Here is an 18,246-nt window from a genome sequence, read left to right as displayed (position 1 = left end):
AAATGATGAAGTTTAATAACTAGGCTTTTTTTCGAACGGTTTTTGTCTTCTTTTCGGTAGTCCCACCAGTATGAGCTTTTTTTGGTGGGCTATCATCACCAACTGCTTTTGCGGACTTTGCCTTTGGTTTTGCTGGTTTTGCTTTTGTTTGCGGTTTTTTTGTTTTTTCAATACTTGCTTGAAGAGCACTCATTAAATCAACTACATTTTGACGAGGTGCCGCTTCTGTTGGTGTTTTTCCTTCATCCTGGTTGACTTTTCTCTCGATTAATTCTTGTAAAGCTAAACGATAATCATCCTTATATTTTTCGGGTTCAAAGATGGTGGTTAATTGATCAATAAGCATGATAGCTGTATCCAGTTCTTTTTCACCGACTTCTACATTTTCAGGAACACTAGGCACTTCTTTTACGTTTCTGACTTCATCCGGATAATGAACAGTTTCCATGACAATGCAATTCTGATAAACACGTACCATTGCAAGCTGTTGCTTAGAACGAATCGTAATTTCTGCAATTCCAATTTTCTCTGATTTCGTTAGCGCTTCTCTAAGTAAACCATACGCTTTTCCACCATTCTCTCCCGGACCAATAAAATAAGAACGGTTAAAATAGATTGGATCAATATCATCCATTTTGACAAAGTCAATTATTTCTACCGTTTTATCTTCGTGCTCATCCTTTAATTCCTTAAGCTCTTCATCTGTTAGTACAACATATTTTCCTTTTACATACTCATAGCCCTTCACAATTTCATCTTGTTTTACTTCTTCATCACAATTCGGACATGTTTTTTCATATTGAATAGGACTATGACATTTCTTATGAAGGGTTCTCAGTTTTATATCCTTATCTTCTGTTGCTGCATAAAGTTTAATCGGAATGTTAACTAAACCGAAACTAATGGAGCCTTTCCACATTGTATGCATATAATCCCCTGCCTTAAGTTATAAGTTTCCTGCTTTTATTTTTTACTTAAGACAAGGGTTTCATTAGTAGCAATAGCTGCCAATTATGATTAAAAAATAGATAATTGCTGAAGAACAATAATGATAATACCTAAAATCCACACATAAACTGCAAAGATTTTTAAAGATCTATACTTAACAAATGCAATCATAAATCTAACTGCTATATAACCGAAAATCGCAGAAGATAATGTGGCTATAAACATAGATGTAAGGCTGATTTGAGGTACTGACCCTGAAATCATATCTTTTAATTGATAGATAACTCCTCCACAAATAGCGGGGATAGATAGGAGAAACGAGAAATAGGCTGCAGCTTCTTTATCCATTTTTCTTAAGAGCGCACCTACAATCGTCATACCCGATCTGGAAATTGCAGGGAAAATAGCCAGTGCTTGAAAGCTGCCAATAAAAAATGAATCAAATAAAGAAAGGTTTTCAACTTTTTTTGATCCGTTTTTAATTGAATCAGCAAACCACAAAAAAAGCCCTGTAATTAAAAATTCCCAACCAATGGAAACACCGGATTTTGATAGTTCATCAAAATAATCGCTAAAAAGTACACCAGTTATAACAGCTGGAATTGTACCAACAACTAACAGTGCTGTTATCCGGCTAAATGGTCTTTTTATTAATTTTATTAGTATTTCTTTATAAAAGACAATAAGAGCAATAAGTGTACCCAAATGAAGCATTGTATCTAAAAATAAACCTGCTTCTTCTAATCCAAAAAAGTTACGGCCCAAGTAAAGATGCCCTGTACTACTAATCGGAATAAACTCTGTTAAACCTTGAATAATTCCCAAAATAACTGCCTGTATCCAGTCCATGTTCATCCCCCTCAAAACAAAGCTTGTCTGTATTTATGAATATGTAGGATAGTTCCTTGTGTAGAACATTTTATTAAAGAATATAATGAGGGAACAAAGAAAAAACATTTGACAAGAAAACATGCTAGCACGTATGATAAAGGTAACATAATAATCTTCTTTCAAAGGGGAGTAGCGTTCAGGGAAACCTGAAAACAAAGTCGTCATTTCATGGATATTTTCCATCGGCTTTGTTGGCATGATCGGATCGGTTTAACATGCTCAGCAAGACCTTTGCCTTTAGCGGCAAAGGTCTTTTTTTGTTGTCCTATTGCTAATAAAGGGGTTAAGAAGATAAATACCTTAAGCATAGGAGGAGAAATAATGGATGTAACTTTATTATTAGAGTACGGTTGGGTACTATTAGTGTTAGTGGCCCTGGAAGGGATCTTAGCAGCTGATAATGCGTTAGTAATGGCTGTTATGGTTAAGCATCTTCCAGAGGAGCAAAGAAAGAAAGCTTTATTTTACGGGTTGGCAGGTGCATTTGTTTTACGATTTGGTGCACTATTCCTCATCTCATTTCTTGTCAATGTCTGGCAAGTTCAGGCAATAGGTGCCATTTACCTTCTTTATATTTCAATCAACCATATCGTGAAGAAGTTTATTTTAAAGAAAAGTGAGCAGCACAAGGTTGTAAAGAAGGAATCTGGTTTTTGGGGTACAGTCCTAAAGGTAGAACTTGCAGACTTGGCTTTTGCAGTAGATTCCATTTTGGCTGCAGTAGCACTTGCCGTTACACTACCAGCAACAAATTTACCTACTATAGGTGGACTTGATGGCGGACAATTCCTTGTTATCTTAGCAGGTGGTATTATTGGAATTGTGATCATGAGATTTGCGGCAACGTATTTTGTGAAACTGTTAAAGAAAAAACCGAATTTAGAAACGGCTGCGTTTTTAATTGTTGGTTGGGTAGGTGTGAAGCTTTCCTTATATACACTTGCACATCCACAAATTGATGTCATTTCAAAACATTTTATAGAATCTGCCACTTGGAAAATCATTTTCTGGATTATCCTTGCTGCTATTGCAGTAGGTGGATGGTTCTTATCTAAAGATGTCAATGAAGAAGAGGTCATTGAAGAAAAGACCATAGATAAAGCAAAAGCAAGTAACGATTATTAAATAATAAAAAGGAATCCGATTCGGATTCCTTTTTATATTAAATAAAGAAAAAATACACACAAATATATCAAATGTGTAACATTTTGTAGGTCTAAAATCATATTTGAACATTTTTTTTACAAAATAGTATTTTAACACCCTTAAGATAAATCAGGGTGACGTAACTATGTAGAGAATTAATAAAATCGTGAGAGGGGGAATGTGACAATAGGGAATTTCTCTAATATTTTTCTGTTTTTTCATTGTTTTGCTAATGTGATGTATTGTTTGATATGACCTGTCAATTTGATTAGTCTTTGCTTTTTTGTTAATTTAAAATAGGTTGAAATCAATAGGTCTAAAGTTGTTTGTTTTGTAATAATTGACTTTCTTTTGTAGAAAATTAGAAAGATAGTTTCATATATCTTCCTTTGCGATCCCCTATTAAATTAGCTATGATATACAAAGTAATATAGGGGAAACAGAGGTGAACATCCCAATGCTTAGCCTTTTGTTTAAATTAGGTAAAAAGAAGCGAACATTAGAAGAAACAGTTCTCCAAATACAAAAGGGAGATCTACATTTACAAAATGAACTAATCGAACAATATAAACCATTTGTTGCTAAAACAGTCTCATCTGTTTGTAAACGATATATTAGCGAAACTGATGATGAATTTAGTATAGGTCTTATCGCATTTAATGATGCCATTGAGAAATATTCGACTGATAAGGGGAGCTCATTATTAGCTTTTGCTGAGCTTGTCATTAAAAGAAAAGTGATTGACTATATTCGAAAGGAAGCACGTCATCCTTATACGGTCCACCTAGAGCTGCAAGAGCATGAAGAGGGAGAATTTTCCCAAAGCAAAATTGAATCAGACTTATCAATTGAAGAATATACAAAAGCAATTGAACAAGAACACCGTAGAGAAGAAATTATTTATTTTCAGCACTGTCTAAGCGATTTTCAATTAACTTTTGCTGAAATTGTGGAACAATCTCCAAAACACTTTGATGCCAGACAAAATGCGATGTTAGTGGCAACTGAGTTGGTAAATGATGAGAAACTGCGAAATATTCTTTTTACTAAACGACAGCTGCCGGTAAAACAGCTTGAGGCAAAAGTTTCAGTAAGTCGTAAAACCATAGAGAGAAATAGAAAATACATCATAGCTATGGCTATCATTCTTTCGGGAAACTTCGTCTATTTAAAAGATTATATAAAAGGGGTGCTAGATTCATGAAAAAAGGGGTCGTCGTAGATCTCGATGATGACTTTGTTACATTGCTTACCCCAGATGGGCAATTTCTAAAGACTTCAAATAAAGAGGGTAATTATGAACTAGGTGAAGAAATTTCTTTTTTTCCTTTAGCGGATAAACGTGAAGAAGCTGCAACAAGAACAAAAAGGGCAATCGATCATACCTTTCTTAAATCTATACGTACTCGTACAGCTAGGGTAGGTGCTTTATCAGCAGTAGCCATCATATTTTTTATGATTAGTTTTCTACCTTTATTTAACAATGATAAAGTTTATGCATACATGTCAATTGACATAAACCCTAGCTTTGAAGTAAGTCTTGATGATCATTTAAAGGTAATTTCATTAGTGCCGCTTAATGACGAGGCTAATAACATTATGAAAAGCCTTAATGAGTGGGAGAAAAAGCCACTAAATGAAATCGTACAAATAATTATTAGTGAATGTAAGTCAGATGGATACGTTTATCCTGGTAAAGAAATTGTCATCACTACGGTAATGAATGATACTGACAAGAAAATTGAAAAAGAGCTGCATGAAGGCTTGACAGAAATAAGTACAGTGATTGAAGAAGAGGATATGGTCGTAAAAACGATTAATTCAGATAAAGATACAAGAGATAAAGCACAAAAACAAGGGGTTTCGACCGGTAAATATATTGAACTTGTTGAGCAAAAAGAAGAATCTAAAGAAACGGAAGCGCCTGAAGAAGCAGATGAATCAGTACAGAGTGAAGTTACACCAGCTCCAATTGTTCCGGAAAAGAAGGGTACGAGCATTACGAGCCAAGTAAAAGAACAGCAGAACACTAAACCTGCTGATAATACAACTTCTGTGCAAAAAGATAAATCTGAAGCTAAAGAAAAGTTAACTAAAGCGAAGGAAAAGCTACAAGAGAATGCTCATCAAATTCAACAAAAGAGAAATGAGAATAAACAACATAATAATCAACAGGCTAAGTTTAACCAAGAGGAACGGAAAAAAGAGCGTACCGAAAGTAAAAGACGATGGCAAGAGAAAAAAGACAGGTATGATGACAACGACGATCGCGATGATGATCGCAAAGAAAACAATAGAGGTAAAAATAACAACGGCCGCCAAGATAGAGATGATAACAAACGAGGAAAGAAAGACCGTGACGACGATTAAATAACGTACAGTTTTATATACCAAAAGGCTGATCAAATCGGATCAGCCTTTTTACACTATCAGAAAGTATATAAATTTTTATGGATGATAGTATAAGAAAAACTAAGGCTTTCGCCATTAGGACTTGGCGACAAGCCAAGTTTTTCTAACCATACTATTCAGTTTTTTGTCCGTTTAACTGGGATTGCGCTTGTGCCACAAGACGTTTGGTGATTTCTCCACCAACAGACCCATTTGATCGAGAAACAGTATCTGATCCTAAATGCACGCCGAATTCTTGTGCGATTTCATATTTAATTTGATCCAGAGCTTGTTCGATCCCCGGTACAAGTAATTTATTACTACTTCTTGCCATTTTTTAGCACCCCTTTTATATTAATTGCTTCAGTCTATAAAGAGTTTCATTTATAGCCTTACTCATAAGGTTTCATTGCGTATGTATTTCTATACTGGAAATGTTTAGAGGTGCTTAAAATTTATATATCATTTAAATAAGTTTGTGCCCTTGTTTGGATATGTGAGGCTAATACTGCCAATACAGTTGTCACCAAGATTCTACGAATTGTATAACATTGATCATTTGTCAAGTTAGAAATAATTTGTGAGGGGAACTTTATTTTGCTATTAATACGTTTTTCCAATGTTATATCATTCCCTGAACTTGTGTCTAAGCTTTCCAACACAGATCCATATATTTCATAAAAAGTAATCGGGCTCATTAAATCATCACTTCGGTCTGAAAGTGTGTTAAATACCTCCGTCAAGATATTGCGAATTCGCTCAAAATCAAAAATTGCTTTTAAATCTCTCACAATTAATAGCATAGCTGCTTGTTCTATTGAATATTTTTTACCAAGCTCCGGTTGTCCGATTAATTCCTTTACATCACGTTTAATCCAATTTTGAATGGAGGTAGATTTTAAAGACGTTAGTTCGCATAGATTGGCTAATGAAACAATTTCATTTGTTGATAAGCCATATTCAAGTTGGTTTTTTCGGTTGCTAGCCTTTATTAAGAAGTTTGGAATCACTTCTTCAGTGAAGGTCGATGTTTTTAAGGCTTCCTGTATAATATGTATAGGAGTCTCTACTGACTCACCTTTTAACGCATATAAAAGTTTCGTCATTTGTACTCGAGTTAATTGAAAAGACATCTTAACACCTCGTTTTATGAATCTAAAAGACGGTTTGATCTTTATTGTAAGGGATTTAACAAAATCGTGAACGATTTATTAAATGTAAGTATTCTATCTTGCTTTTTATGAAAAATGTTTCTATAATTTTTATTATAATATAAGTTCATGTGAACTTGAAAGATGGAGGTCTGTATGGCAAAAAGAATTTTTCTTTTTCTATTATCAAATATTTTAGTTATCACCACAATTGGCATTGTTTTATCCCTATTGAATATATCACCTTATCAAACAGCAGGTGGTGGTCTCGATTTAGTTAGTCTCCTCATCTTTAGTGCAGTTGTAGGCTTTACAGGGTCATTTGTATCATTGGCTATGTCTCGTTGGATGGCCAAAATGATGATGGGTGTCAAGGTATTAAATCCTGAGAGCTCGCTCTCTCCGGCAGAAAGAGAATTAGTAGAACGAGTTCATCGCCTATCAAGAGCAGCTGGGCTTATGAAAATGCCTCAGGTAGGAATTTATCAGTCTCCTGAAGTTAATGCTTTTGCTACAGGTCCTTCCAAGCGTCGTTCTTTAGTAGCTGTATCAACAGGTCTGTTACATGAAATGGACGATGATGCTATTGAAGGTGTTGTTGCACATGAAGTAGCTCATATCGCAAACGGTGATATGGTGACGATGACATTATTACAAGGTATTGTTAATACATTTGTTGTATTCTTAGCACGTATAGCAGCATGGCTAGTTTCACGATTTGTTCGAGAGGACTTGGCTCCGATTGTGCATTTTGTGGCTGTGATTATTTTCCAGTTAGTCTTTTCAATACTCGGAAGCCTAGTTGTATTTGCGTTTTCTAGATACCGGGAATATCATGCAGACAGAGGTGGAGCCGATTTAGCCGGTAAAGATAAGATGGTTCATGCTCTGCGTTCACTTAAACAATATACTCAACGAGTAAGAGATGATCAGGCGTCTTTATCCACATTAAAGATTAACAGTAAAAAAGGGATGTCACTATTTTCAACACACCCTGACTTAGATGATCGTATTAATAGATTGGAAGCGAAATAAAAGAAAAGGATGGCATAATTGTCATCCTTTTCACTTTTTAATCCTTTAAGAAATTATATTAAAGGATTAAAATATACAAAAAATGCATCGACTTCCGCCACTCTTGGCGGTAAGTCGTGTTTTTCAGATATTAGAGATACATGGTTGTTAATTGGTTGATAGTAATTAGCCTTTTCATTTCCATGAATAATCGTTATGATAGAAAACATGGGTGCATCAAAGCACCTTATTTCATAGTATTTGAACTGTAAGATAGGAATGAATGGATATGAAACAATTAAAGCTTAGATTACAATCATTAACACCTGTACAACTAATTGTTGCCTATTATTTTTTAGCTGTAAGTGTTTCTGTTTTATTGCTGAGTTTACCAGTGGCCCATAAGCCTGGTGTTGAATTTGCCTTTATTGACAGACTATTTACTGCAGTAAGTGCTGTTAGTGTAACAGGATTAACAACAGTGTCTACTGCTGAAACATTTAGTGTTCCCGGCATATTTATCTTGGCCTTTGTATTGCAATTCGGTGGAATTGGAATTATGACACTCGGAACATTTGTATGGCTTATTATGGGGAAAAAGATTGGCTTAAAAGAACGGCAACTTATTATGGCAGATCAAAATCAAGTTAACTTATCAGGAATTGTAAATCTGATCCGCCAAATTATTGTGCTCATTCTTTTGATCGAATTTCTTGGTGGCTTAATACTTGGGACCTATTTCCTAAAATATTACCCGACTTGGCAAGAAGCCTATTTACATGGTTTCTTCACATCAATCAGTGCAACAACCAATGGTGGTTTTGATATAACAGGTCAATCAATGATTCCGTTTGCCCATGATTATTTTATTCAGTTTATCACCATGATTCTTATAGTATTGGGAGCTATTGGTTTTCCTGTTTTGATTGAAGTAAAGGATTTTTTATTTAACAAAAATAAAAGACATCGGTTTACCTTATTTACTAAGCTAACAACTATTACGTTCTTTGCCCTTATTTTGTTTGGAACAATTGCTATCTATATTTTAGAATATTCACACTTCTTTAAGGGGAAAGAATGGCACGAAACCTTCTTTTATTCATTGTTTCAATCAACTGCTACTAGAAGTGGCGGGTTAGCAACAATGGATGTAAGCTTATTCACTGAGACAACCATTTTAATATTATGTGCTTTAATGTTCATTGGTGCTTCTCCCAGTTCAGTTGGAGGAGGTATCCGTACTACAACATTTGCTTTAAATTTATTATTCCTTTTCCATTTCGCAAGAGGGCATAAATCAATCAAAATATTTAAACGGGAGCTACATGAAGCAGACCTTAATAAGTCTGTTGTCGTCACAATGATGGCCTTCTTAATATGTTTTACTTCAGTCGTCATTTTATCAATAACAGAACCTTTCCCGTTTGTTTCTATTTTATTTGAAGTATGCTCTGCATTTGGAACAACCGGATTATCAATAGGAATTACACCAGAACTTAGTATAATAGGCAAAATCATCATTATGATCTTAATGTTTATCGGTCGTATTGGGATTTTAACATTCTTATATTTGTTAGGTACAAAAGAGAAAAAAGATAATTTTCATTATCCAAAGGAAAGAGTCATTATTGGATAGGAAAGGAAAAGAGTTGGTGTTAAATCCGGCTCTTTTTTCATTTAACAAAAAATCAATCTTATTAATTGATGGCTTCGTAATCTTTGGTACAATATGTAAGGAGGAGGGAGCGATATGAGAAAAAGTTTAATTGCATTTGTTTTTTTTGTCTTATTAATCGTATTAAGTGCATGCTCAGAAGCACCAACTGCTGCAGACCGTTTTTCTGAATACATAAAATTATGGAATGATCAAAAGTTTTCAGAAATGTACGATAAACTATCGTCAAATACGAAAGAGGAGATTACAAAAGAAGATTTTGTTAGTCGCTATGAAGGTATATACGATGGTGTGTCAGTTAATGAGTTGAAGGTTGAGTTTGATAAACCGGAAGAAGAAAAGATAGATGATAAGGCAACAGAGGTAAGTTACCCTTTTTCATTATCTATGGAAACCGTGGCTGGCCAAATATCGTTTGAACAAGATGTGCAAATTGTCCAGGAAGAAACAGAAGATGGAGAGGATTGGTTTATTTCCTGGTCACCTACTATGATCTTCCCGCAATTAGAAGGTAATGAAGAAGTAAGAGTGAGTAGTACATCACCTGAGCGTGGACAAATTTTTGATGAAAAGAATAAAGGGCTTGCAGTGAATGGTTTAGCATATGAAATTGGAATTGTTCCCGGCAATCTTCCGGAAAATCGGGATGAAACGATCGAAAAGATTGCTAAAATACTTTCGATGGACGTGAAAGAAATAGAAGATAAGCTTTCACAAAGTTGGGTTCAGCCTGAATTATTTGTTCCTATTAAAAAAATTGATCCACAACAACAGGAATTACTTGCTGAATTAATTTCAATTCCATCTATTCAAAAGAAAGATGTTCCAGCAAGGTTTTATCCTTACGGAGAAGCTGCAGCACATCTAACAGGGTATATTGGAAGTATTACAGCAGAACAGCTTGAGGAATTAAAAGATGAAGGGTATTCCAGCCAATCCTTAGTTGGAAAAGCAGGATTAGAACAAGTATTTGAAGCAAGGTTAAAAGGAGAAACAGGTTATACCATTTACGTCGATGGTACAGATAAAATTATTGCTGAAAAGCCTCCAGAAAATGGTGAGGATATACAAGTAACCATTGATGGTGAGCTGCAAAAACAACTGTTTGATCAGCTTAAGGGTGAAGCAGGTACAGCTGTTGCAATGGATCCCTTAACAGGAGAAACATTAGCTTTAGTGAGCAGTCCTTCTTATAATCCTAATGAATTTATATATGGACTATCTTCATCACAATATGCAGCCTTATCAGATCATCCACAAAAGCCATTAATGGCTCGTTTTAATAAAACCTTTTCTCCAGGATCTTCTTTGAAACCGATTATTGCATCGATTGGAATGAATGCTGGAAAGTTAGATCCTGATACTGAAAAACAAATAACAGGACTAACGTGGAAAAAAGATGCTAGTTGGGGAAATTATAGCATAACAAGAGTTTCAGATTCAGATTCAAATGTTAACTTAAAGGATGCTCTTATCTATTCTGACAATATCTATTTTGCTCAATTAGCATTGGATATAGGGGCAGAGGGAATGGTAAACGGATTAAAACAGTTTGGATTTGAAGAAGATATTGACTTTCCTTTTCCAATCACAACATCTTCTATTTCAAATGAAAATCTTTCAAATGAACAGCTTTTGGCCGATTCTGGTTATGGACAAGGAGAAATATTGATGAGTCCTTTTCATTTGACAGCAGCATATACAACCTATGTAAATAATGGCAGTATGATAAAGCCGTATGTCGAGGTCACAGAAGAAGCAAAAACAAGTTTTTGGAAAGAAAGTATTACAAAGAAGGAAAATAACGATATTCTACTGTCAAACTTAAAAGAAGTTGTAAACAATCCAAATGGTACAGCTTATAAGCCTAAAGTAGATAGCCTACAGATAGCAGGAAAAACTGGAACAGCTGAATTAAAACAGTCAAAAGAAGATAAGACAGGTAAAGAAAATGGCTGGTTTGTAGCTGTTAATACAGATAATCCTAAACTCATGGTTACAATGATGATTGAAGATGTAAAAGACAGGGGAGGGAGCCATTACGTAGTTCCTAAAGTAAAAGAGGTCATGAAGCAATATCTCTCGAATGAATAAAAAATGGATGACTCAAATGGATTGATATTTTGAGTCATCTTTTTTTTATCTAAATTAGTCACTGCTATAACTTACATCTTTATCAGGATGTGTAAAGGGAACACCATTTGGTTTTCTCATTTCTTCAAGTAATTCTTTATTTTCAGGAGTATTCCAGCCGATATCATTTGTAGGGTGAACCCACTGTTCACCAGACATAATTGCCGGATCAATCTTATCACTCCATTTGTTTAATGGAGAATGCTCGGAGTTATAGTTGCTATCTCCAATCACCACCCCATAGTCGTTTAAAAACGGTTTCTTCATTGTCACTCCTGTTCCTTTCCAAGATGGAGCATCTATTTGATGTGGTAATGATTCATCAAGTGAAAACTTGCCTTCATTTTCCTTCTTCACATTTTTCACCTCAATCTTATTTATGTTTAGAATGTCCAATTAGTAACTGATCTTTTTTCCGATTTCTACCTATGATAGAAAACTCGAAAATGGAGAAAGTAAAAAAGTAACATCTTGAATAAGTCGAAACTTATCATTGAGGTGAGAAGATTGAAGAGAAAAGCATTTCGAAATCAAGCTGTAAAACATAATAATACACCAACAGAAAGTCTGCCAGATGTAGAATTTGCTGAAATTAATGATGATGAAAACCCGATGAAGGGTGCAAATCGAAATTCTAAACATGGAAAGCAAGGGAAATCATCATGACACGTAAAAAGATGAAAAGTAAAGATATGCAAAACCATAAAATTCCTACTGAAAAGGATTTGCTACAAGAAGAATTTGGTCATGAAATGGGAGATGTTAATGCATCTCAACTATATAGCGCACTAGCAGGTAATAAAAAGGAAAAAAAGAAAAAGTGAGAGATAATCCTCTCACTTTTTCCTTCACCCTACTTTAGATTCGAATTCACGTGATAAAGCTGTATAAACTGTTGTTTTTGAATGGACGGTATCATAGTGAACAAGAATGAAAGAGCCTTCTTCTACCATTTTTCCTGTTTTAAGGTAGTGATTTAAATTAAATGGTAAGGTTTCAAGCACTGTATGTTTGAATAGATCCTTCTCTGTTAGTTGTTTTCTTGCAAATTCTTCACCCAAAAGAAGAGGGTTTTCTAATATGGAGTGATAAATTTTGCTGCGTTCCTGTTTGGAAAGTGCATCATCCCACCATGGTTTACGTGGTTTGAATTTTTGATTACGTAAATAATCATATTTCATAAATCCACTAACAATGTCTACAACGTCATGATTGGAGCTTGCTAGGAATTCAAATAGATGTTTATAAAGATCTTCTAACTGATGACCAATTCGACTCCAGCCTTTTTTATCCCAAAAGGTTCCAAAATCCTGAAAAAAGTCAAAAGGAGATGCAAATACATTTGAAACTAAGTATTCAACAGTTTCATCCATTCGGTGATCATTCCAATATTTTTCTAATACATCTTCCACATGTTTAATTTTTGTAATATCTTCAAATGATAGGATATTGTTTTTTAAAATTTCATAAGGGGAATGATCCATATATACATAACCATGATCTTCGGCCCGAAGTCTCAGACCCGTTCCTCTTAACATTTTCAAGAATCCTAGCTGAAGCTCTTCTGGACGTAGTTCAAAAACATCATTAAAGGTTTTCTTAAATGAATGATAATCTTCCTCAGGTAAACCAGCAATTAAATCCAGATGCTGATCAATTTTCTGTCCTTCTTTTACCATTGTGACAGTACGTGTTAACTTACTGAAGTTTTGTTTCCTCATCACAAGTTCATTTGTTGCATCGTTTGTTGATTGAACACCAATTTCGAATCTGAACAAACCTTTAGGGGCATTGTCGTTTAAAAATTGAATAACCTCAGGTCTCATAATGTCTGCTGTTATTTCAAATTGAAATACAGTACCAGGCTTGTGCTCATCAATGAGAAATTGAAACATTTCCATGGCATAGCTACGGCTAATATTAAATGTACGATCAACAAATTTAATTGTCTTTGCACCATGTTCCATTAAAAAGCGAATATCTTCTTTCACTTTTTCTCGATCAAAGTAACGTACACCTACTTCAATCGAAGATAGGCAAAATTGGCAGCTAAAAGGGCAACCACGACTTGTTTCAATATACGTAACACGCTTTGAAAGCTGTGATAAATCTTCTTTAAAACGAAATGGAGAAGGTAATGTTTTTAAATCAATTTTGTTTCGCTGCGGCTTAATTTGTAATGCTGCGTCTTTGCGGTAAGCAATCCCACTAACATTTTCATAGTTATGTTCACCATGTAATTCATCTAATAATTGCTTAAATGATTGTTCTCCTTCACCGATAATAATAAAGTCAACTTCCGGAATCTTCTCCATCCATTCTCTCGTGTCATATGTTACCTCTGGTCCTCCTAATACAATCAGTAAGGAGGGGTTAATCTTCTTCAACATTTTTATTACTTTTATGGTTTCTTCAATATTCCAAATATAGCAGCTAAATCCGATAATCTCAGGTTTTTTTGCATGAAGGTCTGTAACGATATTCATTGCAGGATCTTTGATTGTATATTCTGCTAACTCTATATCATAATCAGGCTCTGCGTATGCTTTTAAATAACGAATTGATAAACTTGTATGAATATATTTTGCATTTAATGTTGATAAAACAGTTTTCATTTCTACACCACTTTTATTTGATTTTATAAAAACAAATTGCGTAAGCTTTTAATCAATTATTTATTTTAACATAATGCTTCGATTGGGTATATAACCACAGTATGGAAGGAATGCCAGGCATTTAAACAAAAATGAGACATTATCCTTGATAGGAAAATGTCTCATATCATTATTTATTCAAAGAAAAAGGCTTAATATATAAATGAGATGGCTTTAACTCAATAAAAGGGCTCGCAATTTCTTTCACTGTTTTTGTTGATAATACCGTTGTTAGCAAGATTGCTAACAGCGTAAGAGTAGCAATACTTTGATAATCGCCCAACCACTCAATCGTATCGCCTTTTCTCATAAATTGTATGATAAACCCATGCAGAAGATATACATAGAATGTCCTGGTTCCCCACTCAGTGAAGAAAGCATGTCTGGTAGGAATGAGAGCCAAAAAACTAAGAGACGTGATCAATGTTAGAGTGTAAAAGCCCATTCGAATAATTGCATTAAAAATGGATACATCACCAAACTGTGAATAAGGCTTTGAACCAAATAACCATTCATAATCAAAGTCAAGGTAGAAATACGATACAAATGTTATGGTTAACAATAACACGGCAATAACTCTGATATTTGGTTTAGTAATGAACGTAAAATGCTCTTTCTTTAAATAAAAACCGATTAAAAATAATGGGAAAAACACAAATGTTCTTGATAAGCTTAAATAATTACTTACTATGTCAAAATATCCAACTGCAATTCCGATCGCAAAAGCTAAAGTTAATGACCATTTTGAAGAAAGTTTTGTTGCTCCAAATAAGAAAACATTCCAAAAGAATAAACTGACAAGAAACCATAATGACCAATGGGGATCTAATGGATCCAAAACACTTGCTCCTTGTTTTTCAATCGCAAAATAATAGACAGAGTAAATTCCTTGGAAAATTAAATAAGGCAATATAAGCTTTTTGGCGATTTTACTTACATAGCCCTTCTTATTAAATCCCTTGGCAAAATAACCGGATACTAAAATGAATGCTGGCATATGAAACGTATAAACAAACTTATAAATGGTCAACATGACATCACTTTCATCGATAAATGGCCTAATAATATGACCAAAAACAACTAAAAAAATTAAAAAGAATTTTGCATTATCAAAATAACTCAAACGATTAGTCATTATTTTATCATTCCCTTTGAAGTAATTAATCGTAAAATTATCCTTTTTATTCCCGAATAAAGGTGGAAATAAACGTTAAATGAACTTAAATAAGATGAGCTTATTACATTACTTTCGATTAAAATTGATTTTTTATTAGGGACGTAACAAAGCTGTCATCTATTTGTAAAACGATGACAGCTTTAATGTGGGTAAATTCAACAATTCGCTATTTCTTAAACAAAATACTTTAATATATTACACCGTTCACAGTAAAAAAGAAACATTTTCTATCATTTTGTAGATAGGTGAAGGACAATGAAGGAACTTGTAGAATAGAAGTTATAGAAGAAAGTGAGTCAGGTAGGGGTGAATGAATTGAAACAAACGATGGAGGATTTCGAGATCGTTACCTTAAAAGCACAATTAACTAAATTAGAAAAAGAAAATGAAATGTTAAAATTTAAGTTACTGCAGCACGAAAATATATTGGAAGGTGCATTAGATGCGGTAGCTATTTTTGATGAAAATATGAAATTTATAGATGTAAACTCGGCTGCATGTCATATGTTTCAACTACAAAAAAAGGAATTATGTCAAAAAAGCCTTTATGATTTTCTGTCATTAATTCCGAAAAATCAATTGAGTGAAGTTATGGAGGCAATCTATCAAGATGACCCTGGCAGAAACGAATTAATCGTAAAATTAGAAAATGGACAAGTGAAGTTTTTGGAAATTTCTGTACGTAAGCAGGCGATAAATGGGTATGATCTTGCAATGATCAAAGATGTCTCATTCAAGAAAATGCTTGAACGGGAAAGAACAATTAATGAACAACTTTTTAAAGACCTATTTCACCGGGCTGTTGATGGAATTGTTATATTTGATCAAGATGGAGCATTTATAGATGCAAATGGCTCCTTTTGTACAAGTTTTGAAATTAATAAAAGTCAGTTGAACTCATTTGTTTTAGGGGATTTTATTGATGAGCCGGATCTTTATAAATTGGATCGTTTATGGAAGATGCTAAAAGAAAATGGAAGTGCAAAAGGTGAGCTTCCAGTGCTGCTTAGAAATGGCAGTAAAAAGGTTTTTGAGTTTACAACAACTTCAAATATTATAAATGGTTTTTATATGGCGATTATGCGGGATATAACTGAAAAACGATCAATGGAAATGAAGCTATACAAAAGTGAGGAGCGCTTTAGAGAAGTATTTGAAAATGCCATTGATGCCATCATGATCTGGGGGAAAAATGGGCAAATTCAAAAGGTAAATCAAGCAGCAAGCAGAACATTTGAATTAAGTGAGACAGAACTTGTACAAAGAAATATTTTAGACTTTGTGGATCAGAATTCAGTAAGCTTTCAACGAGTGAAAAAAGAGTATTTTGAAACAGGTGCCATAAGAGAAGAATTGCTTTTTCACATGCCGAACGGTCAAAATAAAGAACTTGAGTTCACCTCAAAAATGGACATTTTAGACGGACATCATTTAACAATTTTTCGTAATGTTAGTGAAAGAAAAAGAATGGAAAAAGTCTTAAGAGAAAGTGAGCATAAATTTAGAAATATATTTAATGCATCTATGGACGGTATCATCCTTTTTAATAATAATTATGAAATCATTGAAGCAAATCCTGCAGCAAGGAAAATACTGAATCTATCATCAAGTGATATAAAATCGTATAAAATATGTGATATTCTTTTTTCAAAGATGGATGATCTTTATCAGGAGGAAGAATTAGATTTTTACGAGGCCAAAACAAAGGAGACCATCTACACTCTTTCTAATGGTGCAGAGAAAATTTTAGAGATTTCTTTAAAACATCATATAAATGAAGATATGAATTTGGCGGTTTTTCGTGATGTAACAGAAAAGAGAGAACTAGAGGAACAATTGCGGAAATCGGATACACTAAATGTTGTTGGAGAACTTGCGGCTGGAATAGCCCATGAGATCCGAAATCCAATGACGGCCTTGAAAGGTTTTATCCAGCTCTTAGAGGGAAGTGTGAAAGACGATTTTTCTATGTATTTTAATGTGATCACCTCAGAGTTGAGTAGAATTGAATCGATTATTACTGAGTTTCTTATTTTAGCTAGGCCGCAAGCAATTAAATTCTCTGAGAAAGATCTCAGTATTATCATGAAGGAAACAACTGAATTATTGAACGCTCAAGCCATTTTAGTCAATGTTCAAATGATCCTTGATATCGAAGACAATCTTCCGTTAATATATTGTGAACCAAACCAATTAAAACAAGTTTTTATCAATGTGTTAAAAAATGCAATTGAAGTTATGCCGAATGGCGGTCAAATTGACGTGAAAATAAAACAAAAAGATGAAGATAATCTTCTAGTATCTATTACAGACAGAGGTTCAGGTATTTCAGAAGATAAAATCAAACGGTTAGGGCAGCCTTTTTATACAACGAAGGAGAGAGGAACCGGCCTTGGTCTAATGGTTAGTTACAAAATTATTGAAGAGCATCAGGGACAAGTAGACGTAGAAAGTGAAGAAGGAAAAGGCACAACTTTTCATATTATGTTACCTATTAGACAATAGAATAATAGGTTATTTTTTGGTAACTGAAAAAGCTTGAGAAGAATGAGGGTTTTTATTTATGTATTATTATCAATTATATGAATCACCATTAGGAACATTAACGATCGTCGCAAAAAAAGACAAGCTAACAAACTTGTTTTTAACAACAGAACTATTTAATTCGTTTCGCTTTGGAAAAGAGATTGTTCATGATCAAGAACAAAAATGTGATGTTCTGCGGAGCGGCAATCAACAATTACACGAGTATTTTCATGGAGATCGAAAAGAATTTGACATACCTATGGAACTAAATGGAACAGACTTTCAAAAAAAGATATGGAGAAAATTAAGAGACATTCCTTTTGGAAAGGTATACAGCTATCAGGATATAGCAGTAGCTATTGGGCAAAAAAATGCTGTACGAGCAATTGGTCAGGCTAATAAAGCAAATAAACTTCCCATCTTTATTCCATGTCACAGAGTAATCGGTAAGAACAAAAAACTTACTGGTTATGCTGGGACAAAAATCGAGTTAAAAGCAACCCTTTTAACACATGAAAAAATCACATTTAAAGAGTAATT

Annotated in this window: 17 protein-coding genes and 1 riboswitch; of the genes, 10 read left to right on the top strand and 7 right to left on the bottom strand. The window is 34.1% G+C overall.

The features are described 5' to 3' along the window. Positions 1–19 precede the first annotated feature (19 nt). Both ku and BK577_RS20210 read right to left on the bottom strand, forming a co-directional pair. Positions 20–928: a non-homologous end joining protein Ku gene (gene ku / locus BK577_RS20215; RefSeq protein WP_078434610.1), complete on the bottom strand. Its 909-nt coding sequence runs from the start codon at positions 926–928 to the stop codon at positions 20–22. Between the two features lie 89 nt (positions 929–1,017). Continuing rightward, positions 1,018–1,797, bottom strand: coding sequence for an undecaprenyl-diphosphate phosphatase (locus tag BK577_RS20210; RefSeq protein WP_078434609.1), 780 nt, complete (start codon positions 1,795–1,797; stop codon positions 1,018–1,020). A gap of 154 nt (positions 1,798–1,951) precedes the next feature. Beyond that, a riboswitch (yybP-ykoY riboswitch) is annotated at positions 1,952–2,060 on the top strand. 100 nt (positions 2,061–2,160) lie between these two features. Between BK577_RS20210 and BK577_RS20205 the strand changes: the two genes are divergently transcribed. The 3 genes from BK577_RS20205 to BK577_RS20195 all read left to right on the top strand — a co-directional run bounded on the left by BK577_RS20205 (position 2,161) and on the right by BK577_RS20195 (position 5,355). After that, positions 2,161–2,964 carry a TerC family protein gene (locus BK577_RS20205; RefSeq protein ID WP_078434608.1) on the top strand — a complete coding sequence of 268 codons (804 nt, stop codon included), beginning with the start codon at positions 2,161–2,163 and terminating at the stop codon, positions 2,962–2,964. Between the two features lie 478 nt (positions 2,965–3,442). Further along, on the top strand, positions 3,443–4,189 hold the full coding sequence (gene sigI, locus BK577_RS20200) for an RNA polymerase sigma factor SigI (RefSeq protein WP_026559971.1): 747 nt from the start codon (positions 3,443–3,445) through the stop codon (positions 4,187–4,189). After that, the gene (locus BK577_RS20195) at positions 4,186–5,355 is read left to right on the top strand and encodes an anti-sigma-I factor RsgI family protein (RefSeq protein WP_078434607.1); all 1,170 of its coding nucleotides are present in this window, start codon (positions 4,186–4,188) and stop codon (positions 5,353–5,355) included. The genes sigI and BK577_RS20195 overlap by 4 nt, the downstream gene beginning before the upstream one ends. Before the next feature lie 154 nt (positions 5,356–5,509). Here BK577_RS20195 and BK577_RS20190 read toward each other — a convergent pair whose 3' ends face one another. Together BK577_RS20190 and BK577_RS20185 are read right to left on the bottom strand one after the other, a co-directional pair. Next, positions 5,510–5,710: an alpha/beta-type small acid-soluble spore protein gene (locus tag BK577_RS20190; RefSeq protein ID WP_026559969.1), complete on the bottom strand. Its 201-nt coding sequence runs from the start codon at positions 5,708–5,710 to the stop codon at positions 5,510–5,512. Positions 5,711–5,831: 121 nt separating this feature from the next. After that, positions 5,832–6,509: a DUF1836 domain-containing protein gene (locus BK577_RS20185; RefSeq protein ID WP_078434606.1), complete on the bottom strand. Its 678-nt coding sequence runs from the start codon at positions 6,507–6,509 to the stop codon at positions 5,832–5,834. Positions 6,510–6,683: 174 nt separating this feature from the next. On the opposite strand from BK577_RS20185, the gene htpX reads away from it, so the two are divergent. The 3 genes from htpX to BK577_RS20170 all read left to right on the top strand — a co-directional run bounded on the left by htpX (position 6,684) and on the right by BK577_RS20170 (position 11,310). Further along, entirely contained in the window at positions 6,684–7,562 is an 879-nt protein-coding gene (gene htpX, locus BK577_RS20180) for a protease HtpX (RefSeq protein WP_078434605.1), read from the top strand. A 262-nt stretch (positions 7,563–7,824) separates the two neighbouring features. Continuing rightward, the gene (locus BK577_RS20175; protein ID WP_139367397.1) at positions 7,825–9,177 is read left to right on the top strand and encodes a TrkH family potassium uptake protein; all 1,353 of its coding nucleotides are present in this window, start codon (positions 7,825–7,827) and stop codon (positions 9,175–9,177) included. Positions 9,178–9,291: 114 nt separating this feature from the next. Continuing rightward, complete coding sequence (locus BK577_RS20170) at positions 9,292–11,310, top strand: penicillin-binding transpeptidase domain-containing protein (RefSeq protein ID WP_078434603.1); 2,019 nt, start codon at positions 9,292–9,294, stop codon at positions 11,308–11,310. 54 nt (positions 11,311–11,364) lie between these two features. Here BK577_RS20170 and BK577_RS20165 read toward each other — a convergent pair whose 3' ends face one another. Further along, positions 11,365–11,745, bottom strand: a complete 381-nt coding sequence (locus BK577_RS20165; protein WP_078434602.1) for a DUF3905 domain-containing protein — start codon at positions 11,743–11,745, stop codon at positions 11,365–11,367. Positions 11,746–11,856: 111 nt separating this feature from the next. Between BK577_RS20165 and BK577_RS26160 the strand changes: the two genes are divergently transcribed. Both BK577_RS26160 and BK577_RS26155 read left to right on the top strand, forming a co-directional pair. Further along, a complete protein-coding gene (locus tag BK577_RS26160) occupies positions 11,857–12,015 on the top strand; it encodes a hypothetical protein (RefSeq protein WP_169908412.1) in 159 nt (52 codons plus the stop codon). Then, on the top strand, positions 12,012–12,173 hold the full coding sequence (locus BK577_RS26155) for a hypothetical protein (RefSeq protein ID WP_169908410.1): 162 nt from the start codon (positions 12,012–12,014) through the stop codon (positions 12,171–12,173). The genes BK577_RS26160 and BK577_RS26155 overlap by 4 nt, the downstream gene beginning before the upstream one ends. Before the next feature lie 24 nt (positions 12,174–12,197). Here BK577_RS26155 and BK577_RS20160 read toward each other — a convergent pair whose 3' ends face one another. Continuing rightward, entirely contained in the window at positions 12,198–13,964 is a 1,767-nt protein-coding gene (locus tag BK577_RS20160; protein WP_078434601.1) for a B12-binding domain-containing radical SAM protein, read from the bottom strand. 169 nt (positions 13,965–14,133) lie between these two features. After that, entirely contained in the window at positions 14,134–15,141 is a 1,008-nt protein-coding gene (locus tag BK577_RS20155) for an acyltransferase family protein (RefSeq protein ID WP_139367395.1), read from the bottom strand. Between the two features lie 354 nt (positions 15,142–15,495). Between BK577_RS20155 and BK577_RS20150 the strand changes: the two genes are divergently transcribed. Beyond that, positions 15,496–17,685 carry a PAS domain S-box protein gene (locus BK577_RS20150; protein ID WP_425435958.1) on the top strand — a complete coding sequence of 730 codons (2,190 nt, stop codon included), beginning with the start codon at positions 15,496–15,498 and terminating at the stop codon, positions 17,683–17,685. Positions 17,686–17,743: 58 nt separating this feature from the next. Further along, a complete protein-coding gene (locus tag BK577_RS20145; RefSeq protein WP_078434599.1) occupies positions 17,744–18,244 on the top strand; it encodes a methylated-DNA--[protein]-cysteine S-methyltransferase in 501 nt (166 codons plus the stop codon). The last annotated feature ends 2 nt before the right edge of the window (positions 18,245–18,246 follow it).

Source organism: Metabacillus halosaccharovorans, assembly GCF_002019635.1.
GTDB classification, from domain to species: domain Bacteria; phylum Bacillota; class Bacilli; order Bacillales; family Bacillaceae; genus Metabacillus; species Metabacillus halosaccharovorans.
The sequence above is the reverse complement of the archived record's forward strand: the minus strand, read 5'-3'. Positions and strand labels throughout refer to the sequence as shown.

Bases quoted from the DNA above. Each gene is read 5' to 3' on its own strand.
- BK577_RS20185 (WP_078434606.1), bottom strand. From the start codon at position 6,509: ATGTCTTTTCAATTAACTCGAGTACAAATGACGAAACTTTTATATGCG.
- BK577_RS26155 (WP_169908410.1), top strand. From the start codon at position 12,012: ATGACACGTAAAAAGATGAAAAGTAAAGATATGCAAAACCATAAAATT.
- BK577_RS20175 (WP_139367397.1), top strand. From the start codon at position 7,825: ATGGATATGAAACAATTAAAGCTTAGATTACAATCATTAACACCTGTA.
- BK577_RS20195 (WP_078434607.1), top strand. From the start codon at position 4,186: ATGAAAAAAGGGGTCGTCGTAGATCTCGATGATGACTTTGTTACATTG.
- htpX (WP_078434605.1), top strand. From the start codon at position 6,684: ATGGCAAAAAGAATTTTTCTTTTTCTATTATCAAATATTTTAGTTATC.
- BK577_RS20170 (WP_078434603.1), top strand. From the start codon at position 9,292: ATGAGAAAAAGTTTAATTGCATTTGTTTTTTTTGTCTTATTAATCGTA.
- BK577_RS20160 (WP_078434601.1), bottom strand. From the start codon at position 13,964: ATGAAAACTGTTTTATCAACATTAAATGCAAAATATATTCATACAAGT.
- sigI (WP_026559971.1), top strand. From the start codon at position 3,443: ATGCTTAGCCTTTTGTTTAAATTAGGTAAAAAGAAGCGAACATTAGAA.
- BK577_RS20190 (WP_026559969.1), bottom strand. From the start codon at position 5,710: ATGGCAAGAAGTAGTAATAAATTACTTGTACCGGGGATCGAACAAGCT.
- BK577_RS20145 (WP_078434599.1), top strand. From the start codon at position 17,744: ATGTATTATTATCAATTATATGAATCACCATTAGGAACATTAACGATC.
- BK577_RS20210 (WP_078434609.1), bottom strand. From the start codon at position 1,797: ATGGACTGGATACAGGCAGTTATTTTGGGAATTATTCAAGGTTTAACA.
- BK577_RS20205 (WP_078434608.1), top strand. From the start codon at position 2,161: ATGGATGTAACTTTATTATTAGAGTACGGTTGGGTACTATTAGTGTTA.
- ku (WP_078434610.1), bottom strand. From the start codon at position 928: ATGCATACAATGTGGAAAGGCTCCATTAGTTTCGGTTTAGTTAACATT.